We start from the raw sequence: 17,389 nt of genomic DNA, 5'->3' as shown, positions 1-17,389 counted from the left end.
GTTCGGAACGATCACAAATGGGAACGCCGATACCCAGCAACATCACGCAACGGGGCGGCATTGGTGTATGTAAAAGGATGTGCCTCGCAAAAGTGAGAACACTATTGGAGGCACCCTCAATATCGCTTTACGACGTACTAACCCGACAAAAGCGCTTGGTTTGCCAGGATAGGCACGCCTGCCAGGAATCATTCGGTAAGCTCTTAGTGTAAGTTTTTCCCGAGATTCATAAATAGAGAGTTATGGATAAAATAGAAATAAGTGAGGTCATAAACCTTCCCATAGCGAGATGACGAAATATGATACGACTTGATCTGGTAACGCTTCGTCTTTTTCTTAGAGTGTGCGAAGAAAAAAGTGTAACTAGAGGAGCAAGTCATATAAATCTTGTTCCTTCGGCAGCTAGTAGGCGGCTTAACCTTCTGGAAGAGTCGATCGGTACCCGGCTTTTGCTGCGCAAGGCTCATGGTGTTGAGCCCACGGCAGCTGGGCTAACATTCCTCCGCTACGCCAGGGATGTTTTGCATCTCAGCGATAGACTTGAAGCCAACTTATCGCAGTTTCGCTTCGGTGAGAGAGGGCTTGTACGAATTTTTGCGAGTAGTTCTGCACTGGTACAGCGGCTCGCCGCTGACTTAGCCGCCTTTAGTCAGGAGCACCCCCAAATTGGAATTGAGCTTGAAGAGCGGCCGACTAGTGAAACGTTGGAAGCGCTTGATCAGAAAGAGACGGACATCGGAATTATTATTAGAAATAGCGAGCCGATTGGTCTCCGTTCCTTTCCTTATACAGAAGATCGTTTAAACGTAATACTTCGGGTTGATCATCCTCTTGCCGGCAGGAAAAGTCTGAAATTTTTGGAGATTTTGGAAGAGGAGTTTGTGGCGCTCGATCGAGCCACCGCTGTTTATCGATTAATTACAGAACAATCTCGCAAGCTCGGAAAGAGCCTGAAGATGAGGATGCAGGTCCGAAGCTTCGAGGCCATGTGTCAAATGGTAAAACACGGCCTGGGAATAGGAATACTTCCTGAACACGCTGGAGTTCCACTGGCAGCAGCGTTGGGTCTCCGTCTGCTAAGTCTCGATGAGCCATGGGCGTGCCGCAAACTACTCATTTGTGTGCGGCCAGACGATCAGCTTGAGCCGCAGGCAGACCGGCTAATCCAGTTCCTTCTGAGGCGTTCATCCACCGTCGAGGTGAATTCGCCGAATTAGAATACAGCCTGCAAAGAATTCTAATTCTACAAACTGGCCCCCTGTTCTAACCTCTTGGCTTGTGAATGCGAATGACCCGTGAGTGTCATCCGCTCTCCTGTTCAGCAAGCGAGGCAACCATCGCTGTGTTCCTTATTTTGAACTTGTCACGGCTGGGACGGACGGAAGTAAATGTCTAACAACTCTGCATCTGCGGCTTTATCCGGGCTACGGGTGCTCGATTTAACTCGTATACGCTCCGGGCCGACTTGCTGTCGAGTTTTGGCGGATTTTGGTGCTGACGTGATCAAGATCGAGGCCCCCGCCGGCGTCGATCCAAACGACGGGATCAGCGGCCCCCGGGATGGGTTCGATATGCAGAACCTTCACCGCAATAAGCGCTCGATCACTCTAAATCTGAAAACGCATGATGGAATGTCAATATTTCGCCGGCTGGTGCAGACAGCCGATGTAGTTGTCGAGAACTTTAGGCCGGATGTGAAGGATCGCTTAAGTATCGACTACGAATCGCTCAAGGCCATCAACCCTCGGATCATTTTGGCGTCTATCTCCGGCTTCGGCCAGACAGGCGAGTATCGTACCCGCGGTGGGTTTGATCAGATCGCGCAAGGTATGGGCGGATTGATGTGGGTCACCGGCCACCCGGGCCACGGTCCAATGCGGGCAGGGACGGCCGTCGCCGACATTTCAGCAGGTCTCTATGCTTCGATTGGATTGCTCGTTGCGCTCTCGGAACGCGAACGGTCTGGGGTTGGGCAATGGGTGCAAACATCACTTCTTGAGGCTCAAATCGCAATCATGGACTTTCAAGCAGCGCGCTTTTTGGTGGACGGCGTCGTTCCCCAGCAAGCGGGGAACGATCATCCGTATTCTACGCCAATGGGCGTCTATGAGACGTCTGATGGATTTATCAATATAGGCGCGTCAGGGTCTGGCCTGTGGATGAGCCTTTGCGCAGCGCTGGCTCGGCCGGATCTTGCGGAGCGACCTGAATACGCAACGGAAGCGGATCGATTTGCTAACCGCCCACAGTTGAATTCAGAGCTGAATGCCATTCTCTCTGAGCGCACTTCTGAGGTTTGGCTTGCTGAGCTGGAAGCCAAGGGAGTGCCCGCCGGCCCAATCTACAAGATGGATGAGGTATTCTCTGATCCGCAGGTTCGGCATCTGGGTATGGCAGTTCCAGTCGAGCATCCGGAGCGAGGGGAGATCAATCTCGTTGGCCAACCACTAGTTCTCTCGAGAACCCCCGCGAGCGTGTTTAAATGCGCACCTAAAGCCGGGGAGCATACAGACGAGATCCTACGCGAGTTGGGCTACGCTGATGCGGATATCGATAAGTTGCAGCGGGAGAATGCCATATGACTTCCAGCCCGCCCACTTTACGTCTGGAGAAGTTCCGACAAATTGCGCGCTTAACCATTGATAATGAGGCGCGTCGCAACGCCATGACTTTGGAGATGTGGGAGCAACTGGCAGATTTGGTTGTTGAGGCCGGTGATGATCCCGAGACCCGTCTCATTGTTCTGACTGGTGCAGGCGACCGGGCCTTTTGCGCCGGTGCTGACATTTCACAGTTTGCCGAAAAACGGCAGGCAGATGGTGCTGCAGCATACGACATTGCTGTTGCGCGTGCACAATCGACCTTGTTTGCAGCGGCGAAACCAACCATCGCCATTATTCATGGCGCATGTCATGGAGGAGGAGTTGGACTAGCACTTTGCTGCGACCTCCGGCTCGCGACCTCCGATGCTCATTTTAGAATCCCAGCTGCGCGGCTAGGTCTTGGCTACGCCTTTTCTAATGTGGAGTTGGTCGTACAGCGCTTGGGGGTCTCGGGGGCTGCCGATCTTCTATTCTCGTCCAGAAAGATCAATGCTGCCGAAGCTTTGCGTTTGGGCATAGTGACGAATTTGTTTGATGACGTCGATGCTAAAGGAAGTATTTCCGAGTACGTCCAAATGATCGCTGAAAATGCGCCGTTGACGCTTCTCGCCGTCAAGGGAGCTCTCTTGGAGCTGGCGAAGCCTGAGGCCGAGCGGAACCGAGATCGCGTTGATTCCCTCGTAGCCGCTTGCATCGAGAGCCGCGATTATGCGGAGGGTCAGGCCGCCTTTCGGGAAAAAAGACAGCCTCAGTTCAGTGGGATCTGAACGCCCAGGCAAGGACAATAGGTATGAAAGACATATTCCTAGGAAATAGGAAAATTGAGGAACGCGCCAAGCGCTGCATGTTGCCCGAATGGAAAACTCATGTCGACTGAGCCCCTGTCAGCGCAGGACTTTGCAGAAATCAGCAATCTCTACGGCGCCTACAATCTTTGTAGCGATCTCGGCGATGTTGATGGCTATGCAGAGTGCTTTACAAGCGACGGGGTTCTGGAAGTCCTTCCACAAGACATTCGTATTGAAGGTCGAGCAGCCCTTAAGGAACACAAACGCCGCGACCTGGCAGGCCGGAATGGGCGCTATCGGCGACACTGGAATGGAAGCCTGAACCTTAAACGGTTGATGGACGGGACCATACGGGGACGCTGCTATCTGATCGCATATAACGGCGATCCAGGTACTCTTCCTAGCGTGGCGGATTGTGGAGTCTACGAAGACACTGTCGTGAAGGAGGACGGATTTTGGCGCTTTCGCCACCGTCATTTGACGATGGACGGTAGCACCTGGAAGCGAACCTGAAAATGCAATCGTCATCAGAAATCTGCGGCCTAACCGCTGTCGAAATTGCCCAGTTGGTCAGAGGGCGAAAACTGTCCGCTCACGATGTAACGAAGGCTTTTCTGACCCGCGTCAACTCGTTGAATGGCGTTGTAAATGCGATCTGCACAATCAATCCAGAAGCTCTAGCCGAAGCGGGCGCATCAGACCGCCACGTTGCATCTGGGGGCGAACCCCGTCCCCTTGAGGGAGTGCCTTTTGTAGTTAAAGACATAATCGAGACGAAAGGGCTGCGCACGACATTCGGTTCCGAACTCAGGAGAGACTTCGAGCCAGCGGAAGACAGCGTATCTGTTGAGAGGTTGAGGCGAGCGGGGGCAATTCTGATCGGCAAGACCAACACCCCGGAGTTCGCTCACGACGTCAATACAACAAACACACTTTTCGGGACAACTCGCAACCCGTGGCAACTGGACTCGACTGCCGGAGGATCGAGTGGCGGCACAGGTGCAGCAATTGCTGCCTCAATGGCGCCAATAGGATTGGGAACCGATCTTGGCGGCTCCATTCGGGTTCCTGCATCCTTTAACGGCGTTGTGGGAGTTCGACCGTCACCGGGCCGGATCCCGTCTTATCCGGCAGCGTTTGCTTGGGATACCCTTGTGCCTCACGTTCAAGGCCCAATGGTGCGCACCGTGGCCGATGCTGGCTTGATGCTCTCGGTGCTCTCAGGTCCCGATGACCGGGATCCGTCCTCACTGCCGGATGATGGGCACGATTTTCAGGCTTCCGCTCAAAGAACCAATTCGATGCGGGGTCGTCGGATTTTGTTTGTGAGGGATTTCGGTGGCTTAGTGCCGACCGCCTCTGAGGTCGGCGAGCTTGTTTGCAAGGCATCTCATGACTTTGTCTCAGCCGGCTGCAGTGTCGAGGAAGGCGAGATCGATACAACCGATCTGCGGGAGATAATAGCGGGGACCCGAGCCTTCGGCATGGTTGCCCGTTACGGCGATCTCATAAGCCGGGACAGGTCGCTCATGACGGTGCCCCTCGTCAACCAAGTGGATGCAGCAATGAAGCTCAGCGTTGCTGAAATAGCCGAAGCTGAACGTCGACGCTCTCTCTATTGGCATAGGATCCGTAAACAGTTCGAGCGCTTTGACTACATCATAGCACCAGCGACTGGCATTCCAGCGTTCCGGTTGGACATGCCGCTCCCCACTGAGGTGAATGGCCATCCGCTCGAGCGCTTCTATGATGTATTCCTTGGAACCTATGCTTTCAGCATTACTGGTCTACCGATTGCCGCGGTGCCATGTGGCTTCACTGCAGAGGGTTTGCCAGTGGGCATGCAGATTGTGGCCCGCCGCCAACGCGATGATCTCGCACTCGAAGCGGCCGCTGCATATGAGGTGCTTCGCCCCGAGAACTTCCGATCTCCAGAGATCGATTTGACTTGGCAGGCACCGCACTCACGAGAAACAGCCACCTTTGGATATTCGGTCGCAAAGTAGGACAAAATGGACCTTCAGCTTAAGGGCAAGCGAGCAATTGTCACCGGGGCCGGTAAGGGAATTGGCAAGGCGGTCGCTGAGGCCCTAGCGCGAGAGGGATGCGATCTTACCCTCGTAGCCAGGACCAAGGCTGACCTTGAAATACTGGCCTCAAGTCTTCAGGAAAATTTTGGGGTCAAAGCTTTCTCGCATACTGCGGACTTAAGCAATCCAGAGGATCGAAGCAGTATCGCTGAGAAGTGTCGAAATGCAGATATTTTGATCAACAATGCAGGATCAATTCCTGGAGGAGAGATTGACGAAATATCAGACCAAACATGGCGTTCTGCCTGGGATCTAAAGGTATTCGGTTACATCGACTTGACACGACTTCTATATACGACAATGAAAGCGCGCGGGGATGGGGTCATTGTTAATATCATTGGAAGCGCTGGTGAGAGACTGAACCCTCTTTATATTGCGGGGTCCACCGGCAATGCTGGGCTAATCGCTTTCACCCGAGCGCTCGGAGCGCGTTCAGCCGACTTTGGAGTCAGGGTTCTCGGCGTAAATCCTGGGTTAACTGCGACGGAGCGAGCGACCACTCTGCTGCGCACCTGGAGCATGCAGAAGTATGGCACGCCAGATCGTTGGGCAGAGGTCCAACGCGACATGCATCTGCCCTTCGGCCGCATGGCTACGCCGGAAGAACTGGCTGACGTCGTCACCTTTATGGCATCGCCCCGCGCCTCATACGTCAGCGGGACTGTAGTCACCGTCGACGGTGGTGCGAGCAATAGACACTCATAAGCAAAAGGAAGGGAGGATCTACGATATGTCAGAAGTGCCCAATCAGGAGGACAACCGCACATCAGGCGTCATTTCCCGCTTCTCCGTCAATCGAGCCAAAGAGGCCGGTTATGAGCGTGGCCTAAGATCCTTCATGGAATATCGCGACCTCGGAATTGCAGCCGCCACGGGAGGCCGTTTCGACGCGAAGATTGTAAAGGCCATTCCGGGCCATACAGAGCGCGCGCCATGGCATAGGCATGAGCTCGATTTTCAGATGGTCTTCGTGCTGAAGGGCACGATTACACTGGAATACGAGGGCGTAGGACCTGTCACTCTGCAGCCTGGCGACTGTGTTCATCAGGCCGCAGGCATTGCCCATGTCGAGGTTGAACATTCCGATGATTACGAAGGGATCGAAATAACGATGCCCGCGAAATTTAGGACAGTCGAAGTCGAGAAAAAATAATACTGCTGATCTGGCGGAAATAAATTCCGGATGAATAAAGATCTACCGGAACTGGGGAGAAGAAAATGATACAATTATTGTCAAAGGGATTGGCTTGGTCTTTGTTGGCTTCCGCCATTTTTGCGGCGCAGCCGGCAACTGCAGAAGAGATCGGCATCACCAAGGACACGATCAAAATCGGTGGCATGGGGGCGCTCACTGGTCCCTTTGCTGGCACGATCATGCCGCAGTTGAACGGTGTCGAGGCAGTATTTGACGAAGTCAATGCAGCCGGTGGCATCCATGGCCGCAAAATCGTTTACGTGAAACAGGATGATAAATGCCTGCCGAGCGAAGGCGTTGGCGCAGTAAAGAAGCTAATTTACGATGAGGGGCCGTTCATGCTTGTGGGCGGCGGATGCAGTAACGCCGCAATTGCTCAGAAGCCGGAGATCATCAACGCAAAAATTCCATGGGTAATTGTTGCGTCCACTGCGGACAGTCTTACCGACCCTGCGAATCCTTACATTTTCACCAGTATGTCGGCGGCCTGGATGGAGGTTTATGGTCAGCTCCAGTTTGCTCTGGATCAAGGCAAAAAGAACATCGCGGTCGTTTGGCAGCCTGATGCTTGGGGCAAGGCTCGGATCGCACCTATGCTCGAGGCCTTTAAGGCAAAAGGACTTGAACCTACCATCATTGAAGAAATCGCTGTTGATCCGGTAGATACGACGCCTGCAGCTCTTAGAGTACAGGCCTCGGACGCCGATGCTGTTCTCCTTCTGCTTTTCCCGAAAGCCGCGATTCCTTTTCTCCGTGATGCTAGCAAAATTGGGTTAGATTCACTCATGATCGGAGGATCCCCCTTAGCGGACATCGATATTCTAGCAAAAGGTGCGGGCTCGCCTGATACCGTTAAGAACTTCCGAGCTCTAACCGCCGCAGGGTATGGTGTTTCGGATCCCAAGGTCGCCAAATGGCGGGAGATTATTGAGAAAAAGTTCGGCGACCGGTTCAACGGCTTCCACATGTTCGGCATCTCTGCAGGACAATTCGCTGTTAAAGCTCTTGAGGAAGCTGGACCCGATTTGACTCGTGAAAAGGTCATTGAAGTCATGGCCAATTTAAAGGTCCAAACTGATACCTATGCAGGACCCCTTCAGTGCACGCCAAGTAATCATCAGTGTCATAATACGCTTGGGATCTTCGCCTTCGAGAATGGGGTAGTGACGGGCGTCGGTGCAACAACCCCCACACGTTGAGCTTCGTCGGATCCTTAGCCGCTGAGGATTACGGCGGCTGAGGACCCCTTGCTAGGGAACTCTCCCATGATGCTCGCCTATGCCCTTTCTTCTGGCATCACCAGCGGGGCTCTTTACGCCCTTGTCGCAGTGGGCTTGGTCCTGTGCTATCGCACAACCGGCCACATAAACTTCTCACATGGTGAGCTGTTTATGCTAGGAGGCTTCTTCGCGTTTACCTTGCACGTGCTGATGGGTCTGCCCTATTTGCCGTCGCTCCTGCTTGCAGTCGCTGGAGCATTCCTGCTCGGAATCATTACTGATATCTTAGTCTACAGGCCTCTCATCAAGTCCCCGCCTTTGACTATGGTAATGGCCACTGTGGGACTTTCCTTCGTGTTGAAGGGTATCGGGCGGTACTTCTGGGGAGGGGAGGGCGAGGTTGTGCCTTTCCCGCCCCTGGTAAGTCCTTCACCGGTGATCTTTGGCGGCATAGCAGTTTTTCCGCAACAACTTGTGGTAATCGCAAGCGCTCTGCTTTGCATGGGCATCCTCACAATATTCTTCAACCGTACGCGGGCCGGTAAGATGATGCAGGCCACAGCGGAAAGCGCACATGCTGCCGCTCTGGTGGGGATCCGGGTCAAGCGAGTTTACATGTATACTTGGGGCGCGGGAGCAGCCCTTGCGGGCATTGCCGCGGTATTTATGGCGCCTCTAACTCTGCTGACGCCGGATATAGGACTTAACCTTCTGTTGAAGGCCTTCGCTGCGACAATCCTGGGAGGCCTAGGAAGCATGCCGGGTGCGATCCTGGGCGGGTTTTTAGTCGGTCTCTTTGAGTCTTTTGCTGGGACCTATCTGTCCTCTAGCCTGCAAGACGTCTCAGCCTTCGTGATCATTATGCTCGTCTTGATAATCCGTCCCACCGGTATCCTTGGCGCCCGCGGGCGTAGGGAGGTCTGATCCGATGGCAAGCATTTCGCACCGCGTCCAAGCCAGAGATCCTGTGGCGAAAAGGAAATGGACCGAGATTTTATTTGGCCGGCAGACAGTTTTTATGCTGGGGCTTGTCGTATTCGCCTTATTGCCGATCATCGGAAATCCATACCACGTCTATGTGGGCAATCTGGCGCTCATCTATGTCCTGCTCGCCGTCGGCTTAAACATCCTGCTTGGCTTCGCGGGACAACTCGCCTTCGCCGGCGGCGCGTTGTTCGGCATTGCAACTTACGCGACCGGCCTGTTGAGACTGGACTTGGGTGTGCCCTTCTGGCTGGCAATGCCGATGGCGACGGTGTTCACAGCGGCCTTTGGTCTTCTTATCGCTCTACCGGCACTGCGGCTCAAGAGCCTCTATCTTGCTCTTGCTACTGTCGCATTCGCGCAGTTCACCCTCTGGGTCTTCTTGCATTGGGATGCGGTCACCCACGGTTCCGCTGGGTTTGTTATGGATCCGATAGATTTCAGCGCAATTGGCGTTTCTACTTCGATCGGAATTTATTACCTGAGCCTTCTTCTCGTCATTGCCTTCGTATTCATAGCCTATGGCATTATGCGCTCCCGCGTGGGTAGGGCGTTTGTGGCTGTGCGTGAAAGCGAGGTCGCGGCAGGTTCGATCGGCGTCGACATCATACGTTACAAAATTATCGCTTACGGCGTGAGCGCGCTCTACGCAGGTGTCGCAGGCGGGCTTTTTGCGGGCCTTCTCAATGTCGTAGTGCCGGAGTCATTCAATCTCTTCCAAGTAGTCCTTCAGTTCGGCATGGTTGTTGTTGGAGGGATCGGTTCAGTTGCCGGATCTATAATCGGTGCAGTGCTTCTCGTTCTTCTGCAGGAGGGCTTGCGAGGACTTCAAGAGGTCCAGGAAATCGGACTTGGTCTTCTCCTTCTTCTGACGCTTCGCTTCTTTCCAGGAGGAATTGCCCAAGCATTAAGAACTTGGGTTCCGGGTTGGTACGAACCGCATCACCGGCAGGGGAGAATCCTGTGAGTAAGCTCGAAGTCTCCGCGCTATCTCTATCCTTCGGAGGTGTAGCCGCCCTTGATCAGGTCAGTCTCAGCATTGCGCCGGCCGAAATTCACGGTGTGATCGGACCTAACGGTGCGGGGAAAACTACTCTCCTGAATGTGATTAGCGGCGTCAGCCGCCCGACGAGTGGTGATATTCGCTTGGATGGTCAATCGATCGTACAGTCCAGCGCCAGCAAAATCGCTGCTCGTGGGATTGGTCGCACATTCCAAAGCTCCTTGATGTTCAAAGGCCTCACCGTGCTGGAGAATGTGATGAGCGGCATGCACGCAAAACTCAATTCGGGCATCTTTTCAGCGGCACTTGGCCTTCCAAGTGTGTGGCGCGATGAACGGCTGGCCCGCAGTCGCGCATGGGAAGCGCTAAGCTTTGTGCGGATGGAGCGCTTTTCGGAGTATGAGGCAGGTTCGCTGTCGTTTGGTCAACAACGCCTAATTGAGATTGCGCGGTGTCTTGTTAGCGAGCCGACAGTTCTTCTACTGGACGAGCCTGCTGTTGGTTTAAGTCCCCCGCGGGTGGAGGAGCTTGACGCTCTACTCCGCCGTATTCGCGATGAGCGCGGCATCACCATCCTCATGGTCGAGCACGTCATCCGACTCGTTATGGGTGTCTGCGACCGGATCACCGTTCTTAATTCTGGGAAAAAAATTGCTGAGGGAACAGCTGACGACGTCGTGAAAAATCCCTTCGTGAAGGAAGCATATCTGGGAAAGATGGCCGATGCTGAACTTGCTGCATCTTAGTGTTTCGTATGGACCAACAGAGGTTCTACGTGACGTCTCGTTCTCGGTGGCGGCGGGGTCAATTGTTGCGCTTCTCGGGGGAAATGGCGCCGGTAAGACGACTCTCCTCAACACCTTAAGCGGCATGGTTAAGCCCAAGAGTGGCCAAGTGGAATTTGACGGGCGTCAGATTGCCGGCCTTGATGCATATTCCCTGGTCAAGGCGGGCATTGTGCAGGTCCCACAAGGACGCTTTGTCTGGCCCTCCTTATCGGTTAACGACAATTTACTCTTGGGCGCCTCCACGCGCCACGACAAACACGGAATTTCCCGTGATCTTGACCGTGTTTTTGAGTATTTCCCGCATCTTAAGCCGCGGCGTGGCGTTGCTGCTGGCATGATGAGCGGCGGCGAGCAGCAGATGGTTGCGATTGGCCGTGCTTTAATGGCCGGCCCGCGGTTGCTCTTAATGGACGAGCCCTCCCACGGCCTCTCGCCGCGCATTGTTCAAGAAATGGTTGAGGTCATTCGACGGCTCAATTCAGATGGTATGACCATTCTTTTGATTGAGCAAAATGTCGGCGTCGCGGCGGCTTTAGCGGGGGCAACCTACGTGCTTGCCAATGGCGAGATCGCGTTTGAAACGAAAGGATCAACAGTGGCGGGAGACCCCGCAATTCTCAAGGCATACCTCGGCCGATGACAGTTGCCTCATAAGGGGCGCCGAGGCTGACATTTCATAGCTTTAGCCAACTGAGGATCTGATCCTTGTCCATTTGCCCTGTACCAGTCGAGCATCTCTACGAGAGCCTCCTTACGATTCGAAGAAGCGAAGAGCGCTTGAAGAGCCTCTTCGCCGACGGCGAAGTTCCTGGCTTTGTGCATCTTTCTATTGGGCAGGAGGCAGTTCCGGTGGGCATTTCGGCGTCCTTACGGCCCTCCGACACGATTGCGTCGAACCACCGCGGTCATGGTCATGCGCTGGCGAAGGGGATAGGGCTTGATGGGTTCTTTGCGGAAGTAATGGGTAGATCGACGGGAATTTGCAAAGGCCGCGGCGGTTCAATGCACGTCGCTGACCTGAGCATTGGTATGCTTGGCGCAAACGGTATTGTTGGGGCGGGCATTCCCATCGCTGCCGGCAGCGCGCTTGCGCACAAAGTCGCTAATACCGATCATATCTCCGTCGCCTATTTCGGCGACGGCGCCTTGGCGGAGGGTGTCCTACACGAGACCCTGAACATTGCTTCGTTGTGGTCACTGCCGATGCTCTTCGTCTGTGAGAACAATGGCTGGTCGGAATTCAGTCCGACCAAGCGGCAAATGGCTGCGTCATTGGAAGGATTGGCGGCGGCATTCAACATCCCTTACTCCAAGATTGACGGAAACGATGTCGTCATTGTCGCTGAGGCTGCCGCCAGGTTGATCGGGAAAATTCGTCAAGGCGCCGGTGTGCAAATCCTCGAATGCGAAACGACCCGAGTACGCGGTCATTTCGAAGGTGACAAACAGGACTACCGAGAAGCTGATGAGCTCCAAGGATTGAACAAACGCGATCCCATTCTGAATTGTCGGCTTCGTTTAGAAGAGGCTGGCAGAGACGAGACATGGTTCCAGGAAATTGAACAAAAGGTCGCTGACCTCATCGACGGAGCCGTGAACCAAGCGACCGCAGCTTCCGAGCCTGATCCGATGTTCCTTGGGGAGGATGTTTACACCCCTTTTCAGGAAGGCGCGCCTAACCATGCCTGAAATGCGCTTCGGCAATGCTATCAATAAAGCCCTGTCTGATGCGATGGCAGCGGATCCGAACGTCATCCTGCTCGGCGAGGACATTGCAGCGGCTGGCGGTCCGTTCAAGGTCACGCGGAGTTTGGCCGACCGATTTGGAGTTCATAGGGTTTATGACACCCCCATCTCGGAAGCGGCGATCATCGGGCTCGGCGTTGGAGCTGCGATGACAGGGCTGAAGCCCGTTGTTGAAATTATGTTCATGGACTTCGTCACCTTGGCCATGGACCAAATCGTCAATCAAGCTGCAAAAGCACGGTCAATGTTTGGGGGGCAGGGGTCTGTACCCATGACGGTGCGAATGCCACATGGCGGCGGAGTAAGCGCCGGCCCGCAGCACTCTCAATGTCTTGAGGCCTGGTTTGCGCATGTTCCGGGGCTTAAGGTTCTTTGTCCCTCGAATCCTGCCGACGCATACGGTCTCTTGCGCAGCGCCATTGACGATCCCGACCCGGTTATATTCGTTGAGAACAAATCCCTCTACGCGATGAAGGGCGAGGTTCCCGAAGATCAGGGCGCTATTCCGATCGGTAAAGCCGCAGTAGTGCGTGAAGGGCGGGATGCTACCATTGTTGCTTATGGTGGAGTTGTATCGACAGCGATCAAGGCTGCCGAAGAATTGGCTAAGGACGCCATAGACGTTGAAGTTCTCGACTTGCGCTCCATCCAACCTTGGGATGAAGCTGCGGTTCTTAAAAGCCTGTCGCACACACATCGGCTGGTTGTCGCTCACGAAGCAGTAGAGGCTTTCGGTGTTGGGGCCGAGATAGTCGCGCGGATAGCCGATGTCGGTTTCGATGAGTTGGATGGCCCGATTGTCCGTGTCGGAGCCCCCTTTGCGCCAGTGCCTTTTGCGCGATCACAAGAAGCGGAATATCGCCCCACCGTGAATCGGATTGTGTCGGCGATACGTCGAACCCTGCAGTGAGGCGACCATAAGGAGCTACGCTTTGAGCGACGATTTCCTCAAGATTGACCGTGATGGACCGGTTGCCATCATTACAATTAACCGGCCGAAAACTTTGAACGCGCTGGACATGCCCTTGCTTCTCGAGCTGGAGAGCCGCTTTGATGCTCTTGAGAAGGACGCTGCCGTCCGAGTTATTGTTTTCACCGGTGCGGGGCGGGCGTTTGTAGCGGGCGGCGACATTGCGGATCTCAACTCGCGTCGTGGCCTCGCTCATTATGAAGAATTTGCCGAGCTTATTCACCGTGTGTTTCGCAAGATCGAGTTGTGCGACAAGCCTACGATTGCAGCAGTCAATGGTTTTGCTCTCGGCGGGGGTACCGAGCTGCTGCTCGCCCTTGATATAAGGATCCTCTCCGATCAGGCGAGGCTGGGGTTACCCGAAATCACACTTGGGCTTTTTCCGGGAGCCGGAGGCACTCAGCGGATTATCCGGCAGATCCCGCTCTGCCGGGCCAAGGAGATTATGTTTGCCGGCGGCCAGATTTCCGCCGATGAGGCAGTCGCAATCGGCCTTGCAAATAAAGTCGTCCCACATGACGTTCTAATGACCGAAACCCTGGCTCTGGCCCATAAGATCGCCGAGAAATCCCCCCTCGTACTAAAACTTTTGAAACGTACGATAAGCGACGGCGGGGATATGCCGCTCTCGTCAGCCCTACGGCACGAACAATCTATGATTGGCTTGGTTCTGGACACCGACGACTCTCATGAAGGCTGCAGTGCTTTTCTTGAGAAGCGCAAGCCTGTCTTCCGCGGCGCCTAAGATGGCCGACCTCCTTATGCCAAAGCTGGGTTTGACGATGACGGAGGGGCTTCTCGCCGAATGGCGTATCAAGCCGAAGCAACCGTTCTCTTCTGGTGACGTCCTTTTCGTGGTCGAGACTGAGAAAATAGCTAACGAAGTGGAAGCAGAAGACTCCGGTATGATCCAAGAGGTTCTCGTGCAAGCAGGCGAAACGGTCGCCGTGGGTACCCCCGTCGCACGGACGACCAATGTGGATGCGAGCGAAACCAAGCACCAGCCGGTGGGTTCCGGGGCCGAACTCGTCTCACCCCCGTTACCTTCTATTGCATCATCTAACTTGCCTGAAAGTGGGAATGGCTTCATTCCCTCGCGAATTGTCGCGACACCACTAGCCCGGCGCATTGCCCGCAAGGTGGGAGTAGATTTGGCATCTATTAGTGGCAGCGGACCTAGAGGCCGAATTAAGGCGAAGGATGTAGAACATTTTTCTTCCAGAAACCCTGAGAAAGACGAAACGAAAATCCTCGGATTTCCGGCAGGACATCTAACAGATGCCCAAATCACGACTGCTCGGCGCGTCTCGCAGTCTAAGAACGAGGTTCCACATTTTTATATTTCCTCTGATGCTGAGATCTCCTCCCTATCTAAACTGCGGAGCGAGCTTAACGAGGATAGAACCCTTCCGAAACTTTCTATCACGCATCTGCTGATAAAAGCAGTCGGCTTGGCCCTTGCCCGCCACCCACTAGCGGATAGGGTATGGTCAGAAAATCGTATCGTCACTGTCGGGACTGGTGATGTTGGTCTCGTCGTAGAGACCTCTAATGGCCTCCGTCTGCCCGTGATACGAAATGCTAGTCATCGGCCTCTCGATCAGTTGGCGAGCGAGGCAACGATGCTTGTCAAAAAAGCTCGAGAAGGGGGCCTTAGTGCTCGCGACATCGGCGGAGGCGCGATCAGCATCTCCAATCTTGGCATGTTTGGTATCAAGAGTTTGACGCCAATCATCAATCAGCCGCAGGCCATGATGTTGGGCGTCGGCTCAGAGAATCGGCTGTTCCGTCCAGATGAAAAGGGAAACCCTGTTTCTCGCCGCGAGATAAACCTGACGCTGTCGTGCGATCACCGGGTAATGGACGGCGCCGACGCAGCGCGCTTCCTCGCTAGTGTTGTAGAACTATTAGAATATCCGATCAGACTTCTGCGGGTAGCACCTCACCGTGCTGAAAATTCTTTGAACCAGGAAAAATGATAATGGATTTTTCTTTAAGTGATGAACAGAAACTGGTGGTCGAGACGGCGCGGAAAGTAGGCGAGCGTTTTGATCCGACTTACTGGCGCCAGAAGGATGCTGCAAAGGAATACCCTCATGAGTGTTGGCAGGCGATCTGCGATGCTGGTCTCGCCGGAGCCATGCTTCCTGAAGAGTTTGGCGGTTCTGGTCTTGGGATGGTCGAGGTAGCTCTCATCATAGAGGAGCTTTGCGCAGCTGGATCTGGCTCAACCTTAGCTCAGATATTCATGTTGAACCCTATTTTTGGAGGAGTAGCGATCTCTAGGTATGGATCTCCGGAGATGAAACGGGAATGGCTGCCCAAGCTTTGTACCGGCGAATTGAAGTTCTGTATGGGATTAACTGAGCCGGACGCAGGATCAAACGCCCTGGAGGTTCGAAGTGTCGCAAGAGCCGATGGTAACGGTTGGCGGTTAGATGGTCAGAAGATATGGATCACCGGCGTTCCTCAAGCCGACAAGATGCTCGTTGTTGCCCGGACCACCCCTCTGGATAAATCGCCAAAAAAGACGTTCGGGCTGAGTTTGTTCATGATCGACGTCAACCGACAGGGATTGACGCACAACAGCATCGACAAGCTCGGCACCAACACGTTGCCCTCCTCCTCTGTTTTCTTCGACAACGTGCGGATCGATCCGGAGGAACTGATCGGCACTGCAGACCAAGGCTGGGGACAGCTTCTGGATGTGTTAAACACCGAGCGTATAGTGACCACCGCGGGTCTGACTGGTACTTCGCGTCTTTCGATCAAGCTTGCTGTCGAGTACGCCAATAATCGCAAAGTTTTCGGGGATAAGGCCATTGGCAGCTATCAGGCAATCCAATTCCCACTTTCGCAGGGGTGGGCAGAGATGGAAGCTGCCCGCAATTTAAATCTAAAGGCAGCTTGGCTCTGCGATCAGGGGCTGCCCTTTGGGAGTGAGAGCAACGCGGCCAAGCTTATAGCGTCCCAGGCAGCCTCAGGACTTGCCGAGCAAGCAATGCAAGTGATGGGCGGCATGGGATACTCCAAGGAGATGCATGCAGAGCGTCTCTGGCGTGACGCCCGTCTTTTTCGGTTTGCACCGATTTCCGAGGAAATGATTCTGAATTATATTGCGATGAGTAATCTGGGATTGCCACGTTCCTACTGAACACCTTCTTCACTGTAAGGAAAAATCAGGTGGAGGGTGCGTAACGGAGGTATGATCATCTCTGGGCGAGGGGCTGATCATCGGTTATTTCGAAGAACCAGCACGGCCGCTTCCGCGAAAGCGACCTGCTGCGGCAACAGTTCGAGATGACCGTTGAGCGCTGCATAGCCGAGGGTCTGGTCGGCGGCTAAGGCTTTGCGGTCGATGCTGTCCACATCCGCGCTGATGTCCATCGGCAGCGCTCCGTACCGGGCGAGGAAGGCCTGCCGCCAGAAGCGGCCGGGCGCGCGGTGCGTGAGTATCTGCGACGGCAACCGTGCTCGACCTCGATGGAGACTATCGCCTGACTTAATGCAAGCGAAGGCGATTGTGCGCCTGGAACTCAACCAGTCGGTAGAATTTCAACCAGCATTGTTGTGATTTGGTCCCGCAAAGCGGTATTTTTCGACCTCCGTGAGGAAGTTAAATCACCTGTAACCAGGCTGTAACCGGACGACCGAGGACCTTGAATTGGGCCCTTGGACGAGCCCAACTTTTAGAGTGCTCAAACAGCAAAAAGCCGCGGATTTCCGCGGCCTTTGTCGATTTCCAAACTGTCCGGCAGATTGGAGCGGGCGATGAGATTCGAACTCACGACCCCAACCTTGGCAAGCGTAAGATCGGGGCATCTCAAACAGAGCCCTGATTCCAAAGTTTTGCTTTCTTTCCCCCAGTTACAATTATGAGAGTCTCTCACGGGAATGCGCTTCTAATAGCTTTCGGCAATCTGATCCATTTTTGGAGAACAATTGTCTTTCTACTGACGTAACCGGTGCGTAACCCGATGAGGTTGCCGACCCCTTGGCCGC

17 protein-coding genes and 1 pseudogene are annotated in these 17,389 nt (G+C 54.3%); all 18 read left to right on the top strand.

Annotated features, from left to right (window positions below):
• Nucleotides 1–299 precede the first annotated feature (299 nt).
• Complete coding sequence (locus FKM97_RS20845; RefSeq protein WP_144294381.1) at nt 300–1,217, top strand: LysR family transcriptional regulator; 918 nt, start codon at nt 300–302, stop codon at nt 1,215–1,217.
• Nucleotides 1,218–1,388: 171 nt separating this feature from the next.
• A complete protein-coding gene (locus FKM97_RS20840; protein ID WP_144294380.1) occupies nt 1,389–2,582 on the top strand; it encodes a CaiB/BaiF CoA transferase family protein in 1,194 nt (397 codons plus the stop codon).
• Nucleotides 2,579–3,370 carry an enoyl-CoA hydratase gene (locus tag FKM97_RS20835; protein ID WP_144294379.1) on the top strand — a complete coding sequence of 264 codons (792 nt, stop codon included), beginning with the start codon at nt 2,579–2,581 and terminating at the stop codon, nt 3,368–3,370. The genes FKM97_RS20840 and FKM97_RS20835 overlap by 4 nt, the downstream gene beginning before the upstream one ends.
• Before the next feature lie 99 nt (nt 3,371–3,469).
• Nucleotides 3,470–3,904, top strand: a complete 435-nt coding sequence (locus tag FKM97_RS20830; RefSeq protein ID WP_144294378.1) for a nuclear transport factor 2 family protein — start codon at nt 3,470–3,472, stop codon at nt 3,902–3,904.
• Between the two features lie 2 nt (nt 3,905–3,906).
• Complete coding sequence (locus tag FKM97_RS20825; RefSeq protein ID WP_144294377.1) at nt 3,907–5,397, top strand: amidase; 1,491 nt, start codon at nt 3,907–3,909, stop codon at nt 5,395–5,397.
• A 6-nt stretch (nt 5,398–5,403) separates the two neighbouring features.
• Nucleotides 5,404–6,186, top strand: coding sequence for a short-chain dehydrogenase/reductase (locus FKM97_RS20820; protein WP_144294376.1), 783 nt, complete (start codon nt 5,404–5,406; stop codon nt 6,184–6,186).
• Nucleotides 6,187–6,211: 25 nt separating this feature from the next.
• Nucleotides 6,212–6,634: a cupin domain-containing protein gene (locus FKM97_RS20815; RefSeq protein WP_144294375.1), complete on the top strand. Its 423-nt coding sequence runs from the start codon at nt 6,212–6,214 to the stop codon at nt 6,632–6,634.
• 65 nt (nt 6,635–6,699) lie between these two features.
• Entirely contained in the window at nt 6,700–7,875 is a 1,176-nt protein-coding gene (locus FKM97_RS20810; RefSeq protein ID WP_144294374.1) for an ABC transporter substrate-binding protein, read from the top strand.
• A 66-nt stretch (nt 7,876–7,941) separates the two neighbouring features.
• Nucleotides 7,942–8,820: a branched-chain amino acid ABC transporter permease gene (locus FKM97_RS20805; RefSeq protein WP_144294373.1), complete on the top strand. Its 879-nt coding sequence runs from the start codon at nt 7,942–7,944 to the stop codon at nt 8,818–8,820.
• Nucleotides 8,821–8,824: 4 nt separating this feature from the next.
• Nucleotides 8,825–9,847 (top strand): branched-chain amino acid ABC transporter permease, encoded by a 1,023-nt coding sequence (locus FKM97_RS20800; protein ID WP_144294372.1) that lies wholly within the window; start codon nt 8,825–8,827, stop codon nt 9,845–9,847.
• A complete protein-coding gene (locus tag FKM97_RS20795) occupies nt 9,844–10,629 on the top strand; it encodes an ABC transporter ATP-binding protein (protein ID WP_144294371.1) in 786 nt (261 codons plus the stop codon). The genes FKM97_RS20800 and FKM97_RS20795 overlap by 4 nt, the downstream gene beginning before the upstream one ends.
• The gene (locus FKM97_RS20790) at nt 10,607–11,311 is read left to right on the top strand and encodes an ABC transporter ATP-binding protein (protein ID WP_144294370.1); all 705 of its coding nucleotides are present in this window, start codon (nt 10,607–10,609) and stop codon (nt 11,309–11,311) included. Before FKM97_RS20795 ends, FKM97_RS20790 begins: the two co-directional genes overlap by 23 nt.
• 65 nt (nt 11,312–11,376) lie before the next feature.
• Complete coding sequence (locus FKM97_RS20785; protein ID WP_170241036.1) at nt 11,377–12,360, top strand: thiamine pyrophosphate-dependent dehydrogenase E1 component subunit alpha; 984 nt, start codon at nt 11,377–11,379, stop codon at nt 12,358–12,360.
• Nucleotides 12,353–13,327, top strand: a complete 975-nt coding sequence (locus tag FKM97_RS20780; protein WP_144294369.1) for an alpha-ketoacid dehydrogenase subunit beta — start codon at nt 12,353–12,355, stop codon at nt 13,325–13,327. Before FKM97_RS20785 ends, FKM97_RS20780 begins: the two co-directional genes overlap by 8 nt.
• Nucleotides 13,328–13,349: 22 nt before the next feature.
• The gene (locus FKM97_RS20775) at nt 13,350–14,132 is read left to right on the top strand and encodes an enoyl-CoA hydratase/isomerase family protein (protein ID WP_144294368.1); all 783 of its coding nucleotides are present in this window, start codon (nt 13,350–13,352) and stop codon (nt 14,130–14,132) included.
• Nucleotide 14,133: 1 nt separating this feature from the next.
• Nucleotides 14,134–15,366: a dihydrolipoamide acetyltransferase family protein gene (locus tag FKM97_RS20770; RefSeq protein ID WP_170241035.1), complete on the top strand. Its 1,233-nt coding sequence runs from the start codon at nt 14,134–14,136 to the stop codon at nt 15,364–15,366.
• A 2-nt stretch (nt 15,367–15,368) separates the two neighbouring features.
• Nucleotides 15,369–16,541 (top strand): acyl-CoA dehydrogenase family protein, encoded by a 1,173-nt coding sequence (locus FKM97_RS20765; RefSeq protein WP_144294366.1) that lies wholly within the window; start codon nt 15,369–15,371, stop codon nt 16,539–16,541.
• 80 nt (nt 16,542–16,621) lie between these two features.
• Nucleotides 16,622–16,846: pseudogene (locus FKM97_RS26785) on the top strand (IS5/IS1182 family transposase); the annotation flags it as partial.
• Nucleotides 16,847–17,389: the final 543 nt, after the last annotated feature.

The sequence above is a fragment of the Rhodoligotrophos appendicifer genome, from assembly GCF_007474605.1.
Taxonomy (GTDB): Bacteria; Pseudomonadota; Alphaproteobacteria; order Rhizobiales; family Im1; genus Rhodoligotrophos; species Rhodoligotrophos appendicifer.
This window is presented reverse-complemented; position numbering and strand designations above follow the sequence as displayed.